The organism is Cupriavidus sp. (assembly GCF_057315035.1).
In genome coordinates this window covers 64,873-83,420 of record NZ_DBHKYV010000030.1, presented here as the reverse complement: position 1 = coordinate 83,420, position 18,548 = coordinate 64,873, and the positions used below count along the sequence as shown (strand labels likewise).

Annotated in this window: 15 protein-coding genes; 4 read left to right on the top strand and 11 right to left on the bottom strand. The window is 64.3% G+C overall.

The features are described from left to right. Positions 1–22 precede the first annotated feature (22 nt). From ACO550_RS28075 to ACO550_RS28065, 3 genes are read left to right on the top strand one after another with little or no spacing between them, the layout of a single operon-like run. Complete coding sequence (locus ACO550_RS28075; RefSeq protein ID WP_315595474.1) at positions 23–1,552, top strand: efflux transporter outer membrane subunit; 1,530 nt, start codon at positions 23–25, stop codon at positions 1,550–1,552. A gap of 55 nt (positions 1,553–1,607) precedes the next feature. Next, positions 1,608–2,852 carry an HlyD family secretion protein gene (locus ACO550_RS28070; RefSeq protein WP_315595473.1) on the top strand — a complete coding sequence of 415 codons (1,245 nt, stop codon included), beginning with the start codon at positions 1,608–1,610 and terminating at the stop codon, positions 2,850–2,852. A gap of 31 nt (positions 2,853–2,883) precedes the next feature. Further along, the gene (locus tag ACO550_RS28065; protein WP_315595472.1) at positions 2,884–4,491 is read left to right on the top strand and encodes a DHA2 family efflux MFS transporter permease subunit; all 1,608 of its coding nucleotides are present in this window, start codon (positions 2,884–2,886) and stop codon (positions 4,489–4,491) included. A gap of 97 nt (positions 4,492–4,588) precedes the next feature. Here the strand turns inward: ACO550_RS28065 and truB are convergent, their stop codons facing one another. From truB to ACO550_RS28025, 8 genes are all read right to left on the bottom strand, one after another. After that, positions 4,589–5,527 carry a tRNA pseudouridine(55) synthase TruB gene (gene truB / locus ACO550_RS28060; protein ID WP_315595471.1) on the bottom strand — a complete coding sequence of 313 codons (939 nt, stop codon included), beginning with the start codon at positions 5,525–5,527 and terminating at the stop codon, positions 4,589–4,591. A 59-nt stretch (positions 5,528–5,586) separates the two neighbouring features. Beyond that, on the bottom strand, positions 5,587–5,958 hold the full coding sequence (rbfA, locus tag ACO550_RS28055) for a 30S ribosome-binding factor RbfA (RefSeq protein WP_315595470.1): 372 nt from the start codon (positions 5,956–5,958) through the stop codon (positions 5,587–5,589). A gap of 63 nt (positions 5,959–6,021) precedes the next feature. Beyond that, positions 6,022–8,955 (bottom strand): translation initiation factor IF-2, encoded by a 2,934-nt coding sequence (infB, locus tag ACO550_RS28050; RefSeq protein WP_315595469.1) that lies wholly within the window; start codon positions 8,953–8,955, stop codon positions 6,022–6,024. An 82-nt stretch (positions 8,956–9,037) separates the two neighbouring features. Continuing rightward, positions 9,038–10,513, bottom strand: a complete 1,476-nt coding sequence (nusA, locus tag ACO550_RS28045; protein WP_315595468.1) for a transcription termination factor NusA — start codon at positions 10,511–10,513, stop codon at positions 9,038–9,040. Next, a complete protein-coding gene (gene rimP / locus ACO550_RS28040) occupies positions 10,510–10,998 on the bottom strand; it encodes a ribosome maturation factor RimP (RefSeq protein WP_315595467.1) in 489 nt (162 codons plus the stop codon). The genes nusA and rimP overlap by 4 nt, the downstream gene beginning before the upstream one ends. A gap of 327 nt (positions 10,999–11,325) precedes the next feature. After that, on the bottom strand, positions 11,326–13,308 hold the full coding sequence (gene rluB / locus ACO550_RS28035) for a 23S rRNA pseudouridine(2605) synthase RluB (RefSeq protein ID WP_315595466.1): 1,983 nt from the start codon (positions 13,306–13,308) through the stop codon (positions 11,326–11,328). A 28-nt stretch (positions 13,309–13,336) separates the two neighbouring features. Continuing rightward, complete coding sequence (gene scpB, locus ACO550_RS28030; protein WP_315595465.1) at positions 13,337–14,263, bottom strand: SMC-Scp complex subunit ScpB; 927 nt, start codon at positions 14,261–14,263, stop codon at positions 13,337–13,339. 561 nt (positions 14,264–14,824) lie between these two features. Next, the gene (locus ACO550_RS28025; protein WP_315595464.1) at positions 14,825–15,592 is read right to left on the bottom strand and encodes an urease accessory protein UreH domain-containing protein; all 768 of its coding nucleotides are present in this window, start codon (positions 15,590–15,592) and stop codon (positions 14,825–14,827) included. A gap of 85 nt (positions 15,593–15,677) precedes the next feature. On the opposite strand from ACO550_RS28025, the gene fnr reads away from it, so the two are divergent. Then, the gene (gene fnr / locus ACO550_RS28020) at positions 15,678–16,403 is read left to right on the top strand and encodes a fumarate/nitrate reduction transcriptional regulator Fnr (protein WP_315595463.1); all 726 of its coding nucleotides are present in this window, start codon (positions 15,678–15,680) and stop codon (positions 16,401–16,403) included. Between the two features lie 100 nt (positions 16,404–16,503). Here fnr and ACO550_RS28015 read toward each other — a convergent pair whose 3' ends face one another. The 3 genes from ACO550_RS28015 to ccoG are packed head-to-tail and all read right to left on the bottom strand — an operon-like array spanning position 16,504 to position 18,491. Further along, a complete protein-coding gene (locus ACO550_RS28015) occupies positions 16,504–16,749 on the bottom strand; it encodes a hypothetical protein (RefSeq protein WP_124684037.1) in 246 nt (81 codons plus the stop codon). Continuing rightward, complete coding sequence (locus ACO550_RS28010; protein WP_315595462.1) at positions 16,746–16,955, bottom strand: hypothetical protein; 210 nt, start codon at positions 16,953–16,955, stop codon at positions 16,746–16,748. Before ACO550_RS28010 ends, ACO550_RS28015 begins: the two co-directional genes overlap by 4 nt. Before the next feature lie 42 nt (positions 16,956–16,997). Next, positions 16,998–18,491, bottom strand: a complete 1,494-nt coding sequence (ccoG, locus tag ACO550_RS28005; protein WP_315595461.1) for a cytochrome c oxidase accessory protein CcoG — start codon at positions 18,489–18,491, stop codon at positions 16,998–17,000. Positions 18,492–18,548: the final 57 nt, after the last annotated feature.

Here is an 18,548-nt window from a genome sequence, read left to right as displayed (position 1 = left end):
GACCGCGTCACAGTTCACACCCATGACAACCGATCCCTCTTCCGCCCGCCGCGCCCGCCAGGCCGGCCATGCCAGTCATACTGGCCAGTTGCGGCGCGCTGGCAGCCTGGCCTTGACGGTCATGGCCGCGGCCGTGCTCGCCGGCTGCGCGGCGCTGGGCAATTCGCACAGCACGCAAACCATGACCGAAGCCAGTTCGCTGGCTTCGCCCCAGACCTTTACGAGCGAGCATGGCCAGTGGCCGTCGCAGGACTGGGTCGACCAGTTCCATGACCCGCAACTGCGCGCGCTGGCCGACGAAGCCGTCAAGGACAATCCGAACCTGCAGGTCGCATTTGCGCGGCTCGAAGCGTCGCGCGCGATGGCCGATGCCACACGTGCCGCGCTCTATCCGAATGTGGACTTCGAAGGCAGCATCATCCGCCAGCGTTTCTCGTCGACCGACCTGTTCGAAGGCACCCCGCTGGCCGGCTCGTGGCAGAACCAGTCGCGCCTGCAACTGGGGTTGTCGTGGGACCTGGACTTCTGGGGCAAGAATCGCGATGCGCTGGAGGCGGCCCTGTCCGACGACCGCGCAATGGAAGCCGAGAGCCAGGCCGCACGCCTGATGCTGACCACGTCGATTGCCCGCAGCTACAACCGCCTGGCCGCACTCTATGCCCAGCGCGACGTGGCCGAGCGGGCCATCGCCCAGCGCCGCGACCTGACCGACCTGTCGCGCCAGCGCCTGGCAGCGGGTCTCGATACGCAGGTGGAAACCACGCAGGCGCGCGGTACGGTGGCCGCCGCGCAAACCGACCTGCAACGCGTGGACGAGGAAATCGCGTTGGCGCGCAACCAGATTGCCGCGTTGCTGGGCAAGGGTCCGGATCGCGGCTTGCAGATCACCAAGCCCACGCTGCTGGCCAACGCCACGCCGCAACTGCCCGACAACCTGACCATCGGCCTGATCGGTCGCCGCCCCGATATCGTGGCCGCGCGCTGGCGCGTGGAAGCGGCATCGAAGGACATCAGCGTCGCCAAGAAGGAATTCCTGCCCGATGTCACGCTGACCGCGTTCGCGGGCCTGGCCTCGCTGGACCCGGCGAACCTGCTGATGGGCATCAGCCGCACATACGGCATCGGCCCCACGCTGAAGCTGCCGATCTTCGAAGGCGGTCGCCTGCGTGCCAACCTGAAGGGCAAGTACGCGCAGTACGACGTTGCCGCCGCCAGCTACAACCAGACCCTGGTCGATGCGCTGCGCGAGACCGCCGATACGGTCACCAGCATTCGTAGCGTCGACCAGCAGATCCAGACGCAGCGCGAGGCACTGGACCTGGCCGAGCATGCCTACGCGCTGTCGACCACGCGCTACAAGGCCGGCCTGGGCACGCAGCTGACGGTGCTTAACGCCGAGAGCAACGTGCTGCAGCAGCGCCGCCTGGCCACGGACCTGCAGGCACGCCGGCTGGACCTGCAAATGGGGCTGATGAAGACGCTTGGTGGCGGCTACCAGGAACCCGAAGCAAGCGGCAAGAACACGGGCACTGCCCAGGGCGCCCAGGGCTGATACGGCCACGCCGGGCACACGCAAGACACGACGATAAAAACGTACGAGATCCGAGATGAGCACGAACCAGCAAGCAGCCCCCGCGGCTGACAACAACGGCAAGCGCAAGCGCCTGCTCGTGGCACTGACCGCCGCGGTCGTGGTGGCCGGCATCGGCTATGGCCTCTACTGGGGCCTGTATGCGCGCCACTTCGAAAATACCGACGACGCATATGTGGCCGGCAATGTAGTCCAGGTAACTCCGCTGGTGGGCGGCACCGTGGTGTCGATCGCCGCCGACGATACGCAACTGGTCACCGCCGGCCAGCCGCTGATCCAGCTCGACCGCGCCGATACGCAGGTTGCCATGGAACAGGCCGAGGCCCAGCTCGCGCAGGCCGTGCGCGAAGTACGCACGCTCTACGTCAACAACGGTTCGCTGGCCGCCAACGTGGCCCTGCGCGACGCCGACGTGGCCAAGGCACGTGACGACCTGCGCCGCCGCCAGGCCATCGCCGGTTCGGGCGCGGTATCGAGCGAGGAAATCGCCCACGCGCAAACCGCACTGAAGGCCGCCGAATCGGCACTGGTTGCCGCCAGGGAGCAACTGGCCTCGAACCAGGTGCTGACCGACCAGACCACGGTCGAGAAACATCCGAACGTGCAACGCGCCGCGGCCAGCCTGCGCTCGGCTTACCTGGCCTTCGCACGCTCGACCATGCCGGCCCCGGTGACCGGCTACGTGGCCAAGCGCTCGGTACAGGTAGGCCAGCGCGTGGCGGCCGGTACACCGCTGATGGCCGTGGTACCGCTGGACCAAGTATGGGTCGATGCCAACTTCAAGGAAGTCCAGATCACGCATATGCGGATCGGCCAGCCGGTGGAGCTCGAAGCCGATGTCTATGGCTCGAAGGTCAAGTACACCGGCCATGTGGAAGGCTTCTCGGCCGGCACCGGCGCGGCGTTCTCGCTGCTGCCCGCACAGAACGCCACCGGCAACTGGATCAAGGTGGTGCAGCGCCTGCCGGTACGTATCGCGCTTGATGCGAAGCAACTGAAGGATCATCCGCTGCGCGTCGGCTTGTCGATGAACGTCAGTGTCGACGTGCGCAAGGAAGAAGGCGCGTCGCTGGTGAGCGCCACACCGGCCAGGCCGCTGCAAACCGACGTCTACGACAAGGTGGCACAGGACGCCGATGCGCTGATTGCGCGCATCATCGCCGTCAACAATGGCGGCCGCGTGGCGGCACCGTCCGGTGTCGGCGCGACGGGCTCGACCGGCTCCGCGCGCACGGCCGCCCCCAAGCCCGCCAATACCTGAGCGGCATTCGATTTCGACTGGCTGATTGCCCATGGCAAACTCCCCTACCGCAACGCCGGACGCTGGCGCGGCACCGGCCCCGCGGCCAGCGCCCGCGCGGCCGGCCGCGCATGCGCCGCTCTCGGGCGGCAAGCTGATACTGGGCACCATCGCGCTGTCGCTGGCCACGTTCATGAACGTGCTCGACTCGTCGATTGCCAACGTGTCGATCCCCGCCATCTCGGGCGACCTCGGCGTGTCGCCGAACCAGGGCACCTGGGTCATCACGTCGTTCGCGGTGGCCAATGCCATCTCGGTACCGCTGACGGGTTGGCTGACCATGCGCTTTGGCGCGGTGCGCCTGTTCGTCCTGTCGATCCTGCTGTTCGTGGTGTCGTCCTGGCTGTGCGGCGTGGCGCCGAACCTGGAAACGCTGCTGGCCGCGCGCGTGCTGCAAGGCGCGGTGGCCGGCCCCATGATTCCGCTGTCGCAGGCATTGCTGCTGGCCAGCTATCCACCGGCCAAGAGTTCGATGGCGCTCGCGCTATGGGGCATGACGACGCTCGTGGCGCCGATCATGGGACCGTTGCTCGGCGGCTGGATCTCGGACAACATGACGTGGCCGTGGATCTTCTACATCAACGTGCCCATCGGTATCCTGACCGCCTACGTTACCTGGGCGATCTACCGCGACCGCGAAACCCCGACCAAGATCTTGCCGATCGACCGTATCGGCCTGGCGCTGCTGGTGATCTGGGTAGGCTCGATGCAGTTGATGCTCGACAAGGGCAAGGAACTCGACTGGTTCCACTCGGGCGTGATCGTCGCACTGGCCGTGACCGCCGTGGTGGGCTTCCTGTTCTTCCTGATCTGGGAGATCTACGAGAAGCACCCGATCGTCGATATCAACCTGTTCAAGGGGCGCAATTTCGCGGCCGGGGTGGTGGCCATCTCGGTGGCCTACGGGCTGTTCTTCGGCAATCTCGTGATCCTGCCGTTGTGGCTGCAGACCATCGTTGGCTACACGGCAACCGACGCGGGACTAGTGACCGCACCGGTGGGTATCTTCGCGATCATCCTGTCGCCGATCATCGGCCGCGTGCTACCCAAGGTGGACGCGCGCTGGGTGGCCACCACCGCGTTCATCACCTTTGGCGCGGTCAGCTTCATGCGCGCGGGCTTCACCACCGGCGTCGACACACGCGCACTGGTGATCCCCACGCTGATCCAGGGCGCCGCCATGGCGATGTTCTTCATTCCGCTGACGTCGATCATCCTGTCGGGGCAGCCGCCCGAGAAGATTCCGGCCGCATCGGGTCTGTCGAACTTTGTGCGGATTACGTTTGGCGCGATCGGCGCATCGATCTCGACCACGATCTGGGAAAACCGCTCGGCGCTGCATCATGCGCAACTGGTCGAACAGATCAATCCGTATAACCCGACCTATCAGGCCCAGCTGGATCACCTGATGCAGATGGGCATGTCGAAGATGCAGGCAATCGGGCTGATCGAGCGCAATATCTCGCTACAGGCCTCGATGCTCGGCGCCAACGATATCTTCTGGATCTCGGGCGTGCTGTTCTTCGTGCTGATTGGCTTTGTATGGCTGACGAAGCGCGCCAAGGGCGGCGGCGGGGCTGATGCGGCTGGCGCGCATTGATTCTTGTATGGGGTCGGCGTTTGATCGGCCTGTCCTCTCCCCCGGCCCCTCTCCCGCATGGCGGGAGAGGGGAGCAAACCTGTAGCAGGCTAGCGCCTCAAAGCCTGACGAGTCGTTCGGGCCGCAAGGCCCCTTCCTTCATCCGGGCCACGCCCAGCAACTGGCCGTCGCTGTAGACACGTGCCAACGCATCCTCTTCCGGTACCGGACCTTCCGGCAGATCGCGTCGCGCGATCCGCTGTCCCTGCAGGAAGCGCGCTGTCGCGGCCGCATCCAGATGCACGGGCATGCAGCGCTGTAGCAGCGCATCAACCGGTGCAAGCAATGCGGGCCGCGCTTCATCAGGCTGGGCATCGATCTGCTCCAGCGTCACGGCACCATCGAGCGTCAGGTCGCCAACGCCGGTACGGCGCAAGCCGGTCAGGTGTGCGCCGCAACCCAATGCTTCGCCGATATCTTCGGCCAGCGTGCGGATATACGTACCCTTGCTGCAGGTCACGCGCATCGTAAAGCGGCGTTGCTCCAGATCGGCGTCGAGCAATGTGATCGCACGAATCGTCACCTGACGCGCCTTGCGCTCCACGGTCTGCCCCGCACGCGCATACTCGTATAGCGGCTTGCCGTCTTTCTTCAGTGCCGAATACATCGGCGGCACCTGCTCGATCTCGCCCGTGAACCGCACGAGCGCGGCATCGAGCGCCGCGCGGTCACAAGTCACCGCGCGCTCGACGACCACCTCGCCTTCCGCATCGCCAGTGGTAGTGGTGGCACCCAGGCGCACCACGGCCTCGTAGGTCTTGTCGGCCTCGAGCAGATCCTGCGAAAACTTGGTGGCCTCGCCAAAACACAGCGGCAGCAAGCCGGTGGCCAGCGGATCCAGCGTACCGGTATGGCCCGCCTTGTTGGCGCGCAGCAGGCGCTTGGCGCGCACGAGCGCATCGTTGGACGACAGGCCCAGCGGCTTGTCGAGCAGCAGCACGCCATGCACGTCGCGGCGCGGCAGCCGGGGCGGACGGTTGGCTTGGGAATCGGTCATTGCGGGGGGTCAGAAATGCGGCGCCGGCATCAGGCCGGCGCGCAGAAACGCCGGGAGACTTACTCGTCGTCCCTGGCGCGCGTCGAATTCGCTTCGTTGATCAGCTTCGACATCTCGATCGCATGTTCCACCGAGGTATCGTGATGGAAATGCAGCGTCGGCACGGTATGGATGTGCAGGCGCTTGAACAGCAGCGAATGCAGGTAGCCAGCCTTCTCCCGGAGGATGGCGGCTGCCACCTCGGGCTCGGCACCCAGCACGGTGAAGTACACCTTGGCGTGCGCGTAGTCAGGCGTAAGCGCCACCGACTGCAGCGTCACCAGCCCCAGGCGCGGTTCGCGAATCTCACGCTGGATCATCTCGGCCAGTTCCTTCTGGATCTGGTCGGACAGGCGCAGATTGCGGGATGAGATATTGCCTTTCTTGGCCATTCAAAACTATCGTAGACCGATGTGAAAACGGCAGGCCGGAGCCTGCCGTTTCTGCGTATCGCCTTACAGCGTACGCGCCACCTCGGTGATTTCGTACACCTCGAGTTGGTCGCCTTCCTGAACGTCGTTGAAGTTCTTGATCGACAAACCGCACTCGAAGCCCTGCTTGACTTCCTTGACGTCGTCCTTGAATCGCTTGAGCGAGTCCAGTTCGCCGTCGTGGATCACCACGTTGTTGCGCAGCACGCGCACCATCGACGAGCGCTTGACGAGGCCGTCGGTAACCATACAACCGGCCACCGCACCCACCTTCGGCACACGGAAGACCTGGCGGACTTCCACCTGGCCAATCGTGGTCTCGCGCTTTTCCGGCGCCAGCATGCCCGACATGGCTGCCTTGATCTCGTCTACCGCATCGTAAATGATGTTGTAGTAGCGGATGTCGATGCCATTGTGCTCGGCCAGCTTGCGCGCACCGGAGTCGGCACGCACGTTGAAGCCGATGATCACGGCCTTCGAAGCCGTGGCCAGGTTGACGTCCGATTCCGAGATGCCACCCACGCCACCATGCACGATCTGCACGCGCACTTCGGCGGTCGACAGCTTCTGCAGCGACTGCACCAGTGCTTCCTGCGAACCCTGCACGTCGGCCTTCACGATCAGCGGCAGCGTCTGGACTTCGCCTTCGGCCATCTGCTCGAGCATCGTTTCCAGCTTGGCAGCCTGCTGCTTCGCCAGCTTCACGTCGCGGAACTTGCCCTGGCGGAACAAGGCGATTTCACGCGCCTTGCGCTCGTCCGGCAACACCAGCACTTCCTCGCCCGCCGCCGGCACTTCCGACAGACCCTGGATTTCCACCGGGATCGACGGACCAGCTTCCTTCGTCGGCTTGCCGTTCTCGTCCAGCATGGCGCGCACGCGGCCATAGGCACTACCGGCCAGCACGACATCGCCGCGCTTGAGCGTACCGCTGCTCACCAGGATCGTGGCGATCGGGCCCTTGCCCTTGTCGAGCTGGGCTTCCACCACCAGACCCTTGGCCGGTGCATCGACCGGAGCCTTCAGTTCCAGCACTTCGGCCTGCAGCGAGACTTGCTCGAGCAGATCGTCGATACCAAAACCGGTCTTGGCCGAAACGGGCACGAACGGCGAATCGCCACCGTACTCTTCCGGCAGCACCTGCTCGGCCACCAGTTCCTGCTTGACGCGGTCCGGATTGCCTTCGGGCTTGTCGATCTTGTTGATCGCCACCACGATCGGCACACCGGCAGCCTTGGCGTGCGCAATCGCTTCCTTGGTCTGCGGCATCACGCCGTCGTCTGCAGCCACCACCAGGATGACGATGTCGGTTGCCTTGGCACCACGGGCACGCATGGCCGTAAAGGCCTCGTGACCCGGGGTATCCAGGAACGTGATCACGCCACGGTCGGTTTCCACATGGTACGCACCGATGTGCTGCGTAATGCCACCGGCTTCGCCCGCCGCCACCTTGGTGCGACGGATGTAATCCAGCAGCGAGGTCTTGCCATGGTCGACGTGACCCATCACGGTCACCACCGGCGGACGCGGCAGCAGTTCGGCGTCAGTATGTTCCTCGCCTCCCACCACCAGCAGCGCTTCCGGATCGTCCAGCTTGGCGGCATACGCCTTGTGGCCCATTTCTTCCACCACAATCATGGCGGTTTCCTGGTCCAGCACCTGGTTGATCGTCACCATCTGGCCGAGCTTCATCATCTGCTTGATGACCTCGGATGCCTTCACGGCCATCTTGTGGGCCAGATCGGCCACCGAGACGGTTTCGGGCACATGTACTTCACGCACCACCGGTTCGGTCGGCGCCTGGAAGTTGCTGCGGTCGTCGGCATGCTGCCTGCCGCCACGGCCACGCGGGCCACTGCGCCAGCCACCCGTGCCGCCCGACGAATCGCCGCGCGTCTTCAGACCGCCGCCCTTCTTGCCACCACGGTTGTCATCCTGCCAGCCGGTCTTGGCACCCTTGGCGCCCTTCTTGTCGGCCGTAGCCGTCGTGGTCGTGGCGGCCGTGGTAGTGGCGGGTTTCTTGTCGTCTTTCTTGGCTTCCGTCGTGGCGCCGGCCGGCTTCACCGGCTTGTGCAGCGTACCGGTCTGCTCGGCCTTCTTTTCCTCGGCCTTGCGTTCGGACGGTGCCTTCAGCACGCGCGGCGGCGCATTCAGCATCTGCTGGATGGCGCGGGCCTCGGCCTCGGCAGCTTCACGGCGACGGCGCGCGGCAGCATCCTGCTCGGCACGTGCCTTGTCGGCAGCAGCCTTCGCGCTGTCCTGCTCGGCACGCGCCTTGTCGGCGGCAGCCTTCGCGTCATCGGCATTCTTCTGCGCCTGGGCGCGCTCGGCAGACAGGCGAGTCTTGTCGTCCTCGGCCTTCTTGCGAGCGGTTTCCTCCGCGGCATCGGTCGCGGCGCGCGCGGCGGCAGCCTCTTCCTCGGCCTTCTGGGCCAGCAGCTCGGCCTGGCGGCGTTGCTCGGCCTCCAGTGCTTCCTGCTTGGCGCGGCGCTCGGCTTCCTCACGCTCGGCGGCTTCGCGAGCGGCCTGGGCTTCGGCTTCCTGGCGGGCCAGTGCTTCGGCTTCCTGGCGGCGCTGCTCCTCGTCGTGGCGGGCCTGCTCGGCGGCGGCCTCGGCCGCTTCCTGGGCGTCGGCGCCGTCACCGTGCGATTCGGCCTCGTCGCGCTTGATCAGGACGCGCTTCTTGCGCACCTCGACCTGCACGGTACGGGTCTTGCCGGTGGAATCGGATTGACGGATCTCGGAAGTCTCGCGCTTGGTCAGCGTGATCTTCTTGCGCGCGTCGTCGGACTGACCGTGCGACCGCTTGAGGTAATCCAGCAGTCGGGTCTTGTCCGATTCGGTGATGATGTCTTCAGGCGTCGCCTTGCCCACCCCAGCTGCCTGCAATTGTTCCAGCAGGGCAGCTGCGCTGCGGCTCAGTTCTGCGGCCAGTTGGGCAACTGTTGTGCTTGCCATTCAAACCCTTTCAATGCTCGGTTTCTACGTCGGGACAATTCGTATGCGGAAAGCGCGTCCGGGCCAGGCCCGGACGTGTCCCTCAGTTAAACCAATGTTCCCGTGCTTTCATGATCAGCGCCTTGGCTTCATCGTCGCTGACGCTGGCCATCTCGACCAGCTCGTCCACGGCCAGTTCGGCCAGGTCGTCACGCGTGTGGATATTGCCTTCGGCCAGTTTGCCGATCAGCTCGGGGGTCAGGCCGTCGAGCGATCGCAGGTCCTGCGATACCTCTTCCACCTTTTCTTCCCGGGCCAGTTCCATCGTCAGCAGCGCATCGCGTGCGCGGTTGCGCAGCTCGTTGACGGTGTCTTCATCGAAGGCCTCGATTTCCATCATTTCACTGATGGGCACGTAGGCTACTTCTTCCAGCGTGGAGAAGCCTTCCTCGATGAGGATGTCCGCCACTTCTTCGTCCACGTCCAGCTTGGCCATGAACAGCTTGCGCACCACTTCGCTTTCCTCGGCCTGCTTCTGCGCCGATTCTTCCTGCGTCATGATGTTGATCTGCCATCCGGTCAGCTCCGACGCCAGGCGTACGTTCTGACCGCTGCGGCCAATGGCGATCGCGAGGTTTTCCTCATCGACCACCACATCCATGCAGTGCTTCTCTTCGTCGACCACGATCGACTGCACCTGTGCCGGCGCCAGCGCACCGATCACGAACTGCGCCGGATCTTCCGACCACAGAACGATGTCCACGGCTTCGCCGCCGATCTCGTTGCGCACCGCCGTGACACGCGTGCCACGCACGCCCACGCAGGTGCCGATCGGATCGATACGCTTGTCATGGGCCACCACGGCGATCTTGGCGCGCACGCCCGGGTCGCGGGCAGCCGCCTTGATTTCCAGCAGACCCTCTTCCATCTCGGGCACTTCGTTCTCGAAGAGCTTGATCAGGAACTCGGGCGCGGTACGCGACAGCTCGATCTGCGGGCCACGCGCGGCGCGATCCACATTCAGGATGTACGCACGCACACGGTCGCCGGTACGCAGGTTTTCCTTCGGAATGATCTGGTCACGTGCCAGCAGCGCTTCCACGCGACCCGACTCCACGATCAGGCCCTTCTTGTCGGCGCGCTTGACCGTGCCGGTCATGATCTTCTCGCCGCGGTCCAGGTAATCGTTCAGGATCTGCTCGCGTTCGGCATCGCGAATGCGCTGCAGGATCACCTGCTTGGCAGCCTGCGCGCCGATCCGGCCGAACTCCACCGACTCGATCTGCTCTTCGATGAAATCGTCGAGCTGCATGTCGGCGTTCTGCTCACGGGCCTCGAACAACAGGATCTGCTTGTCCGGTTCCTGCAGGCCTTGCTCATCGGGCACGACAAGCCAGCGGCGGAACGTCTCGTGCTCACCGGATTCACGGTCGATATGGACGCGGATATCCACGTCTTCCTCGAAACGCTTCTTGGTGGCCGAGGCCAGAGCTGCCTCCAGCGCGCCGAAAACCACATCCTTGTCGACGTTCTTCTCGCGCGCTAGCGCATCGACGAGCAACAGAACTTCGCGGCTCATTGCTTGTTCCCTTTTCTTTGATTTCCCTTGAAGTCGATCACCGGCACAAGACGTGCCTTGTCGACATCGGATATGGCGAATTCCAGCAGCGCCGGGCCGTCCTGGCCCTCGAATTCCATGCCGACCTTCTCGGCACCAGCCTCTCCCGCGACTTCGCGCAGGATGCCGACGAAATTCTTCTGGCCGTTGACCGGCAGGCGCAGCGTGACCCTGGCTTCAGCACCGGCAAAGCGGACGAAGTCGGCAAACTTCTTGAGCGGACGGTCCAGGCCTGGCGACGACACTTCGAGGCGCTCGTAGTCAACGTTTTCAACGGTGAGCACGTGCGTAAGCTGACGGCTTACCTTCTCGCAATCCTCAATGACGATGCCAGTTTCAGGCTGATCGATATAGACACGCAGAAGTCCGGCCGGGGCACGCTCAAGCTCAACCAACTCGTAGCCCATGCCGATAAGGGTGGTTTCGATCAAATCTGCCAGATGCACTGTAATCCCGAGTAGTGGCTTTCAATACCTTGGCAGACACTGGACAACACAACGTTCTGAAATCGAGGTTCCGAAACGACCTGTAAGCCCTGCCTGCCACATCACCCCCGGCAGCCATGCGCCATGTGACGCAAACCGGCCGCAAGCACAAATGGGCGAACCAAAAAAAAATGGGCGCAATGCCCATCATTCGCCCATCCTCGCTGAGGATGATACTTTTGAATAGACTTTGATTATACGCGGATTATGTCCAAAAGGCAAAAGCCGATTGGTCCGCGCCGGGATGAGGCGCCTGCCGGTACTTGCCGGCAGGCACCCCGACCCGCATCAACGATGACCGCCGCGTCCGCCGCCGCCACCGCTACCACCACCGCGTGGCCGACGATTGCCGCCGCCACCCTTGTTGGCCTTGGGCATCACATTGCCGTTGACATCGCCTCCGCCGCCACCGCGGCGCTGGCGATTGCCGCCGGCATTGCCAACATTTCCGGCACTGCCGGCGTTTCCACTCCGACCGCCGCGGCCACCGCCACGAGGACCACCCGGGCCGCCCGCGCCGCCCGCGCCGCCCGCGCCACGCATGCCGCCACCACCCATGCCGCCGCCAAACTTCGTTGTATGCGACGTCAGCGGTGCCGGTCCCGAAGGGATGTAACCCATCGATGTCTGCATCGGATCAGGCTGACCACCGCGGCCGGCGCTGCCGCCGCCACGATTGCCGCCGCTCTTCTCGAAGCGCGGCAGACCATCCATGCCGGTGTGCATCGGCATGCCGGCAATGGCAGCTTCCGTACGCTGCTTGCGGCCACCGACCTTGGTCATGCCCTTGCCACCCTGCTCACCCTTGGATGGCGCCTTCAGGCCGACTGCCGACATCAGGTTAAGCACTTCGGTGCCTTCGAGTTCCTGCCAGCGACCACGCTTGAGGCCGCGCGGCAGCAGGAACTGACCATAACGCGTACGAATCAGGCGCGATACCGTGAGCCCCACGGCTTCGAACATGCGGCGCACTTCACGGTTGCGGCCTTCGGTCAGCGCCACGTGATACCACTGGTTCACGCCTTCACCACCACCATCGGCGATGCGCAGGAAATTGGCCTCGCCGTCATCGAGCTGGATACCGTGTAGCAGGCGCTGGCGATCGGCTTCAGCCAGTTCGCCCAGCGTACGCACCGCGTACTCGCGCTCCACGCCATAGCGCGGATGCATGAAACGGTTGGCGATGTCACCCGACGTCGTGAAAATCAGCAGGCCTTCAGTATTGAAGTCCAGGCGGCCGACGGCCACCCACTTGCCGCTCTTGATCCGCGGCAAGCTGTCGAACACGGTCGGACGGCCTTCCGGATCCGACTGGCTGACGATTTCCCCTGCCGGCTTGTGGTACAGCAGCACGCGCGGCGGCTTGGACGACACCCTGCGGTGGATCAGCTTGCCATTCACGCGAACCTGGTCGGCCGGCAGAATGCGCTGACCGATGTGGGCCGGCAGTCCATTGACCGACACACGGCCCTGGAGGATCAGTTCTTCCATCTCGCGACGGGAGCCCAGGCCGCCCTCGGCCAGCACCTTGTGCAGCTTCGGCGCATCGTCATCCGACGTCAGCTCGCGCACCGGCTTGGCCTTGGTACGCGGCACGACCATGTCTTCCTGGTCGAACTGCTCGGAGATCACGAAGCGGAACAGGTCCTCGCCACCAGCGGCCGTCTTCTGCGCGCCGCCGGCGGGCTTGCCGCCCTGCTTGCCGGGCCTGTCGCCCTGACGCTGCTCGCCCCTGCCGCCTTGCTTGCCGGCACCGGGCTTGCCCTTGCGCTGACCATTCCGGTCACTCCGGTCACCGCCGCGCTCGGCATTCCGGTCGCCAGTCCGATCGCTCCGGTCACGCCTGGCAGGCTGCTCGGCCACTGGCTTGTTTTCGCCATCGACCAGGGCGGCCTTGCGCTGCGGCTGCTGCCGGCGCTTGCGCTGGCCCTGGCCGGCTGGCGCCTGGGCAGGCTGCGCATCACCGGACTCAGGCTGCGGCGCTACCTGCGCGCCAGCGTCCGCAGCGGGCGCCGGCTTGCGACGGCCACGACTACGCGGCGCCGCGGGCTGGGCACCCTCGCCACCTTCAGCCGCCACGGCGGGGTCGCCCTCGCCGCGGCCATCCCGGTCCTGTGCCGCCTGGCGGCGCGTGGCCACCAGGTTGCGCAGGCCGCGCCGAAGCCCCTTGCGGCGCGGTGCGCCGTCGGCGTCGTTACCCGAATCGGGGGCTGCGCCGGTGTCGCCCGGCACGTCCGGCTGGCGGACGTCTTGCTCAGCGGAATCAGACAAAGTATTCACTATCGATGTTGCAAGTTATTCAGTTGGACACGCGCTCGTCGTCGTCCTCGGTCGGCAATGGCAGTTCGCCAGTCCGATCCGGACCTTCGTCGGCCGCCGCTTCGGGAGCCTCGGTGCCCACGTGGAAACCGTTGGCGTGAGCCACCGGCGCATCGTCGTCCTGCCCATCATCCTTCACGGGCAAATGCGCGACGCTGGTTTCTTGTTCATCCTGCCCGGCTTCGCCCCCGGAATCAGGTTCGGTGCCGGCCGCATCCATATGCTCCGGCGCCTCGGCGGGCGGAGTCTCCGGCACTACGGCGGATATCTCCGTAGCGCCAGCCGCGTCGCCGGTTTCGGCAAACGCTTCCTCGTCACCCACCGGCGGGTTGGCCGTGGCGATTTCCTCGAAGTCGATCGCCTGCTGATCGAGCAGCGCGGCCTGCGCCTGTGCCTGCGCATCTTCCAGCGGTGGCAACTCGTCCAGCGAACGCAGCCCCAAGTCGTCCAGGAACGCCTTGGTCGTTGCATACAGCGCTGGGCGACCGGGCACATCGCGATGGCCGATGACCTCGATCCAGCCACGATCCTCGAGTTTCTTGACTACGTCCGTGCTGACCGTCACGCCGCGGATTTCCTCGATATCGCCCCGTGTGACAGGCTGGCGATACGCAATGATGGCCAATGTCTCCATCACCGCGCGCGAGTACTTTGGCGGCTTTTCCGGATTCAGGCGATCCAGGAATTCGCGCATCTCCGGGCGGCTCTGGAACCGCCAGCCACTGGCCAGGGCAACGAGTTCGACCCCGCGCTGCTGCCAGTCCTGGCGCAATTCTTCCAGCAACACCCGGATGGTGTCGGCACCGACGTCGTCGGCAAACAACCGCCGCAGATCGCCAACGCGCAGTGGCTCCTGCGCACAGATCAACGCGGTCTCGAGGACGATCTTCGCCTCTTGGGTATTCATGTGATTGCGTGCAGCCTGTCTTTGCACCTGCCCCCGGATCCATCCCGGGGCACTGGAGATTGCAGATACAGCGGCGCCGAAGCTTTCCGCCATCTCATCGCGCAGCCAGCGCGCATGCCTTCTGGCAGCGCAGCCGTGCACATCTTTCCTTGCATCGAGTTGCCGGTCTGTCCGGCAGGAGATCGTCCGGGCCTGGCAGGCTTCGCCAGTCGACGGACCTCTTGCGTCGCGCCTTCTCCCTTCGGGGCGGACAATCGCCAGGGCCACCGAATGGCCAAGACGGCAAGAAAATACGGATATCGGCTCAGGCAACCCAGACAACAATCGCCTTGACCCGGCGCCACCTTCCACACCGCCGTCGGCCTTTTAACCAGATCTTTTGAACCGGATGGACTGTGGGAATGGTTCCGGCATGCCTAAGCAGCCCCGAAACCCTGGACCGACACCCCAGATCAGGAATGTCGCCCCGGCGACGCCACGAGCATGACGCGGCGCGATACCGTGGTTCTCGCGATTGTATGGCATTCCGCCCCCCGCCCGCAACCCGCCGCTGTGGTCGATTCAAAACACCACGCAAAAACCGTGTTGCGCGAGCGTATCAGGAAGCCAGATCGCCCGCGCCACGCCGAGCGCGCCAAACCCGATCACCACCAGCGCCGACGCGGTCCGAATCACCGGCTTGCGTGACAACTGCCGCAGATAGCCAGACAACCCCGAGATCACCAGCAGGTTAGGTAGCGTGCCCAATCCGAACGCACCCATCACGAGCGCACCCGATGGCGCATTGCCAGCGAGCAGCGCCATGGCGAGTGCCCCATAAACCATGCCGCAGGGTACCAGACCCCATGCCAGCCCCATGCCATAGCGGCGCAACATCGGCGGGGTGCGCTGCTCGCGTCGCACCGCTGCCGGCACGTATCCCGCCACCGATCCCGCCAGGCGCACGACGTGCGATGCGGCACGCGATGCCAGCCGCTCGATCCAGCTGACAAGACTGGTTCGCCCGCGTAGCAACCACAGCCCGGTAAGAACCAGCATCACACTGCCGGCCGCATAGAGCCAGCGCTGCAGTGGCAGATACTCCTGCTTCCACACGGTTGCGCCGACCGCGCCCATCAATGCGCCAAGCAGCATGTAGGTGGTCAGGCGTCCGGCGTGCATCACGCACAGTTCGGCCCACCAGCTACGCGGCGAGCGATGCACGATCGCGGCCACCCGGCGCGTGCCGTTCTGCTCCGCGGCAATCGCAATGCCACCGCACATTGCGGCGCAATGCACGCCGCCAAGCAGGGCCACCAGAAAAACGCTTAAAAGTACACCAAATGGCAACTGTTCCTCGCTTCCGCGTCACTCGACGCTGTAAAATGCCTGCATCGCGCCCTCGCTTCAAGCGCATTCAAAACGAGCACTTCAATTGTTGACTTCCATTCCCGTCACCGAGATGTCGCCCCGCTGTTCCACGTGTGCCATGGGTCAGCTTTGCCTGCCCGTGGGCATGTCGCAGCAAGACCTCGTGAAAATGGACACGCTCGTGCAGGAACGCGTTCGTGTTCACAAGGGTGAAACGCTGTACCGCATGGGAGAGCCCCTCACCGCGGTCTATGCGATTCGCTTCGGCACACTGAAGACGCACGTCACGATGGAAGACGGGCGCACGCAGATCACGGGCTTTCACCTGCCCGGCGAAGTGATCGGTCTCGACGGGCTCAGCGAGATGCAGCACGCATCGGATGCCACGGCACTCGAAGACACCGAAGTCTGCGTCGTGCGGTTCGATGACCTGCAGGTATTGTCGGGCCAGCTTCCGTCGCTGCAAGGCCAGTTCCTGCGCCTGATGAGCAAGGAAATCTCCCAGGACCAGGTGATGCTGATCACGCTCGGCTCGATGCGTGCCGAGGAGCGTCTCGCGGCGTTCCTGATCAACATGTCTGAACGACTGTCGGCGCGCGGATACTCCTCGACAGAGTTCGTACTGCGCATGAGCCGCGAGGAAATCGGCAGCTACCTGGGCCTGAAGCTCGAAACCGTCAGCCGACTGTTCTCGCGCTTTGCGGAAGCGGGGCTGATCCAGATTCGTCAGCGCCATGTGAAGCTGGTCGATATGGAGGGTATCAAGCAGGTCTACAGCCGATCCTGCTGAACGGCGCCTTCGCGAGCAACATGCAAAAGGCCGCACCGGAGCGCATCCGGTGCGGCCTTTCCGTTTTCCAGGGTTCCCAGGCACTTCATGCATACCGGACCTATTCGAGTTCATCGGTATCGCTGAGCTTCACCGGCATCGTGTACAGCGTCAGCCCGCTGGACAACGCGCAGAACAGCCACGCCACCAGGAATCCCACCGTATAGACCGCCTGCCGCGATGCCTCGACCGGATGCCCGAAAAAACTGAGATCACCAGGATCCACCACCGAGAACACCACGGCCGTTGCCGCGCCTCCCATCAGGAATGCCGGCCATAACACCCACATCAGCCAGCGCAATCTCATGGTTGCCTCGCTGGTGTCCGGGCATGGTCAACATCGACCTTCTCCACGACCAGGCCATGACGGGTGGCATCCCCGACCGGCATATCGGCATGCGTGCTTGCCAGCCAGATCGTGATGCCGCAACCAATCATGGCCAGCAGCGGTCCGCTCATCAGGATCCACGGCCATGGCTCCTTGTACCAGGGCTTGGCGGGATGTGGGGTCATTGCGCTCTCCTCTTGGTATCGTCCAGCTTCACAGATAAAGCATCACAGATTGCGGGGTACGATAAAACTCGTGCTTTGCCGGATCTGCACCGCACGCGCGGGTTCCGCTTCGGCGGTCACCGTCACGCTGATCTTGTACGTCCCCTGCCTGGCATCGTCGATCGGCACGCGGATCCGGATTGGCAACAAGCGGTTCGATGTGGGCGACAACGCTTCCGCGGTGTGATCGTATTCGACGACCATCCCCTTCAACTCATCACTGCCGGCCTGCACGCGCACCTTCATCGGCGCTTCCGTTGTGTTGATCAACTGGAGTCGGTACACGTTCTCGATCCAGCGCCCTTCCACCTCGCGGCCAAGTGCGCCGCGATCGCGGATGATGTCGACCTTGAGCGGGGTGCGCATGGCCAGCGATGCGACAAATCCTACGGCCAGCAATAACCAGATCATGGTGTAGACGATTGTGCGCGGGCGCATCAGCCGTTTGCGTGCATCGGTCACGGACAGGCTCTTGCGCATCGCATTTTCCGATGTGTACCGGATCAGCCCGCGCGGATACTCCATCTTGTCCATGACCTGATTGCAGGCGTCGATACATGCCCCGCAACCAATACACTCGTACTGCAGGCCATCGCGGATATCGATCCCGGTCGGACACACCTGCACGCAGATGCTGCAGTTCACGCAATCGCCCAGGCCTGCCGCATGATGGTCTGCCTTGCGCGAACGGCTGCCACGCGGTTCGCCACGCCCCACGTCATAGGTCACGACAAAGGTATCGCGATCGACCATCACGCTCTGGAAACGCGCGTACGGACACATGTACTTGCAGACCTGCTCGCGCATGAAGCCCGCATTGCCCCACGTCGCAAACGCGTAGAACAGCATCCAGAAGGTTTGCCACGGGCCCAGCGAGAATTGCAGGATCTCGCTGCCCAGCTCACGGATCGGCGCGAAGTAGCCAATGAAGGTGAACCCCGTCCACAACGCGATGGCCACCCACAGCGTGTGCTTGGTCGCCTTGAGCCGGAGCTTGCGCAGGCTCCACGGGTCGCCGTCCAGGCGGATACGGGCGATGCGGTCACCTTCGACACGCCGCTCGATCCACATGAATATCTCGGTGTAGACCGTCTGCGGACAGGCATAGCCGCAGAACAGCCGCCCCGCAATAGCCGTGAACAGGAACAGTGACAGCGCCGAGATCACCAGCAGCACTGCCAGGTAGATCACGTCCTGCGGCCACAACACCAGTCCGAAGATATAGAACTTGCGTGCACCGAGATCGAACAGCACTGCCTGGCGGTCGTTCCATTGCAGCCACGGCGTGCCGTAGTAGACGAGCTGGGTCAGGATCACCAGCCAGACACGCCAGCTTGAAAAGGCGCCGGTCACCGAGCGCGGATAAATCTTGCGTCGTACCTCGTACAACGCCTCTTCGCTAGCCTCCGCGGCGCTGCCTGCGGGCGGCGCTGGCCGCCAGCCGGGGGCCTCGGTCCGGTCCCGCGTTGCGGGGGGAGATTCCAGGGGCGCGTTCATTGTTTAGCCCTCATGCTCCGGCGCGGGCGGTACGCCGCCCAGCGTCGGAGCGGTTTG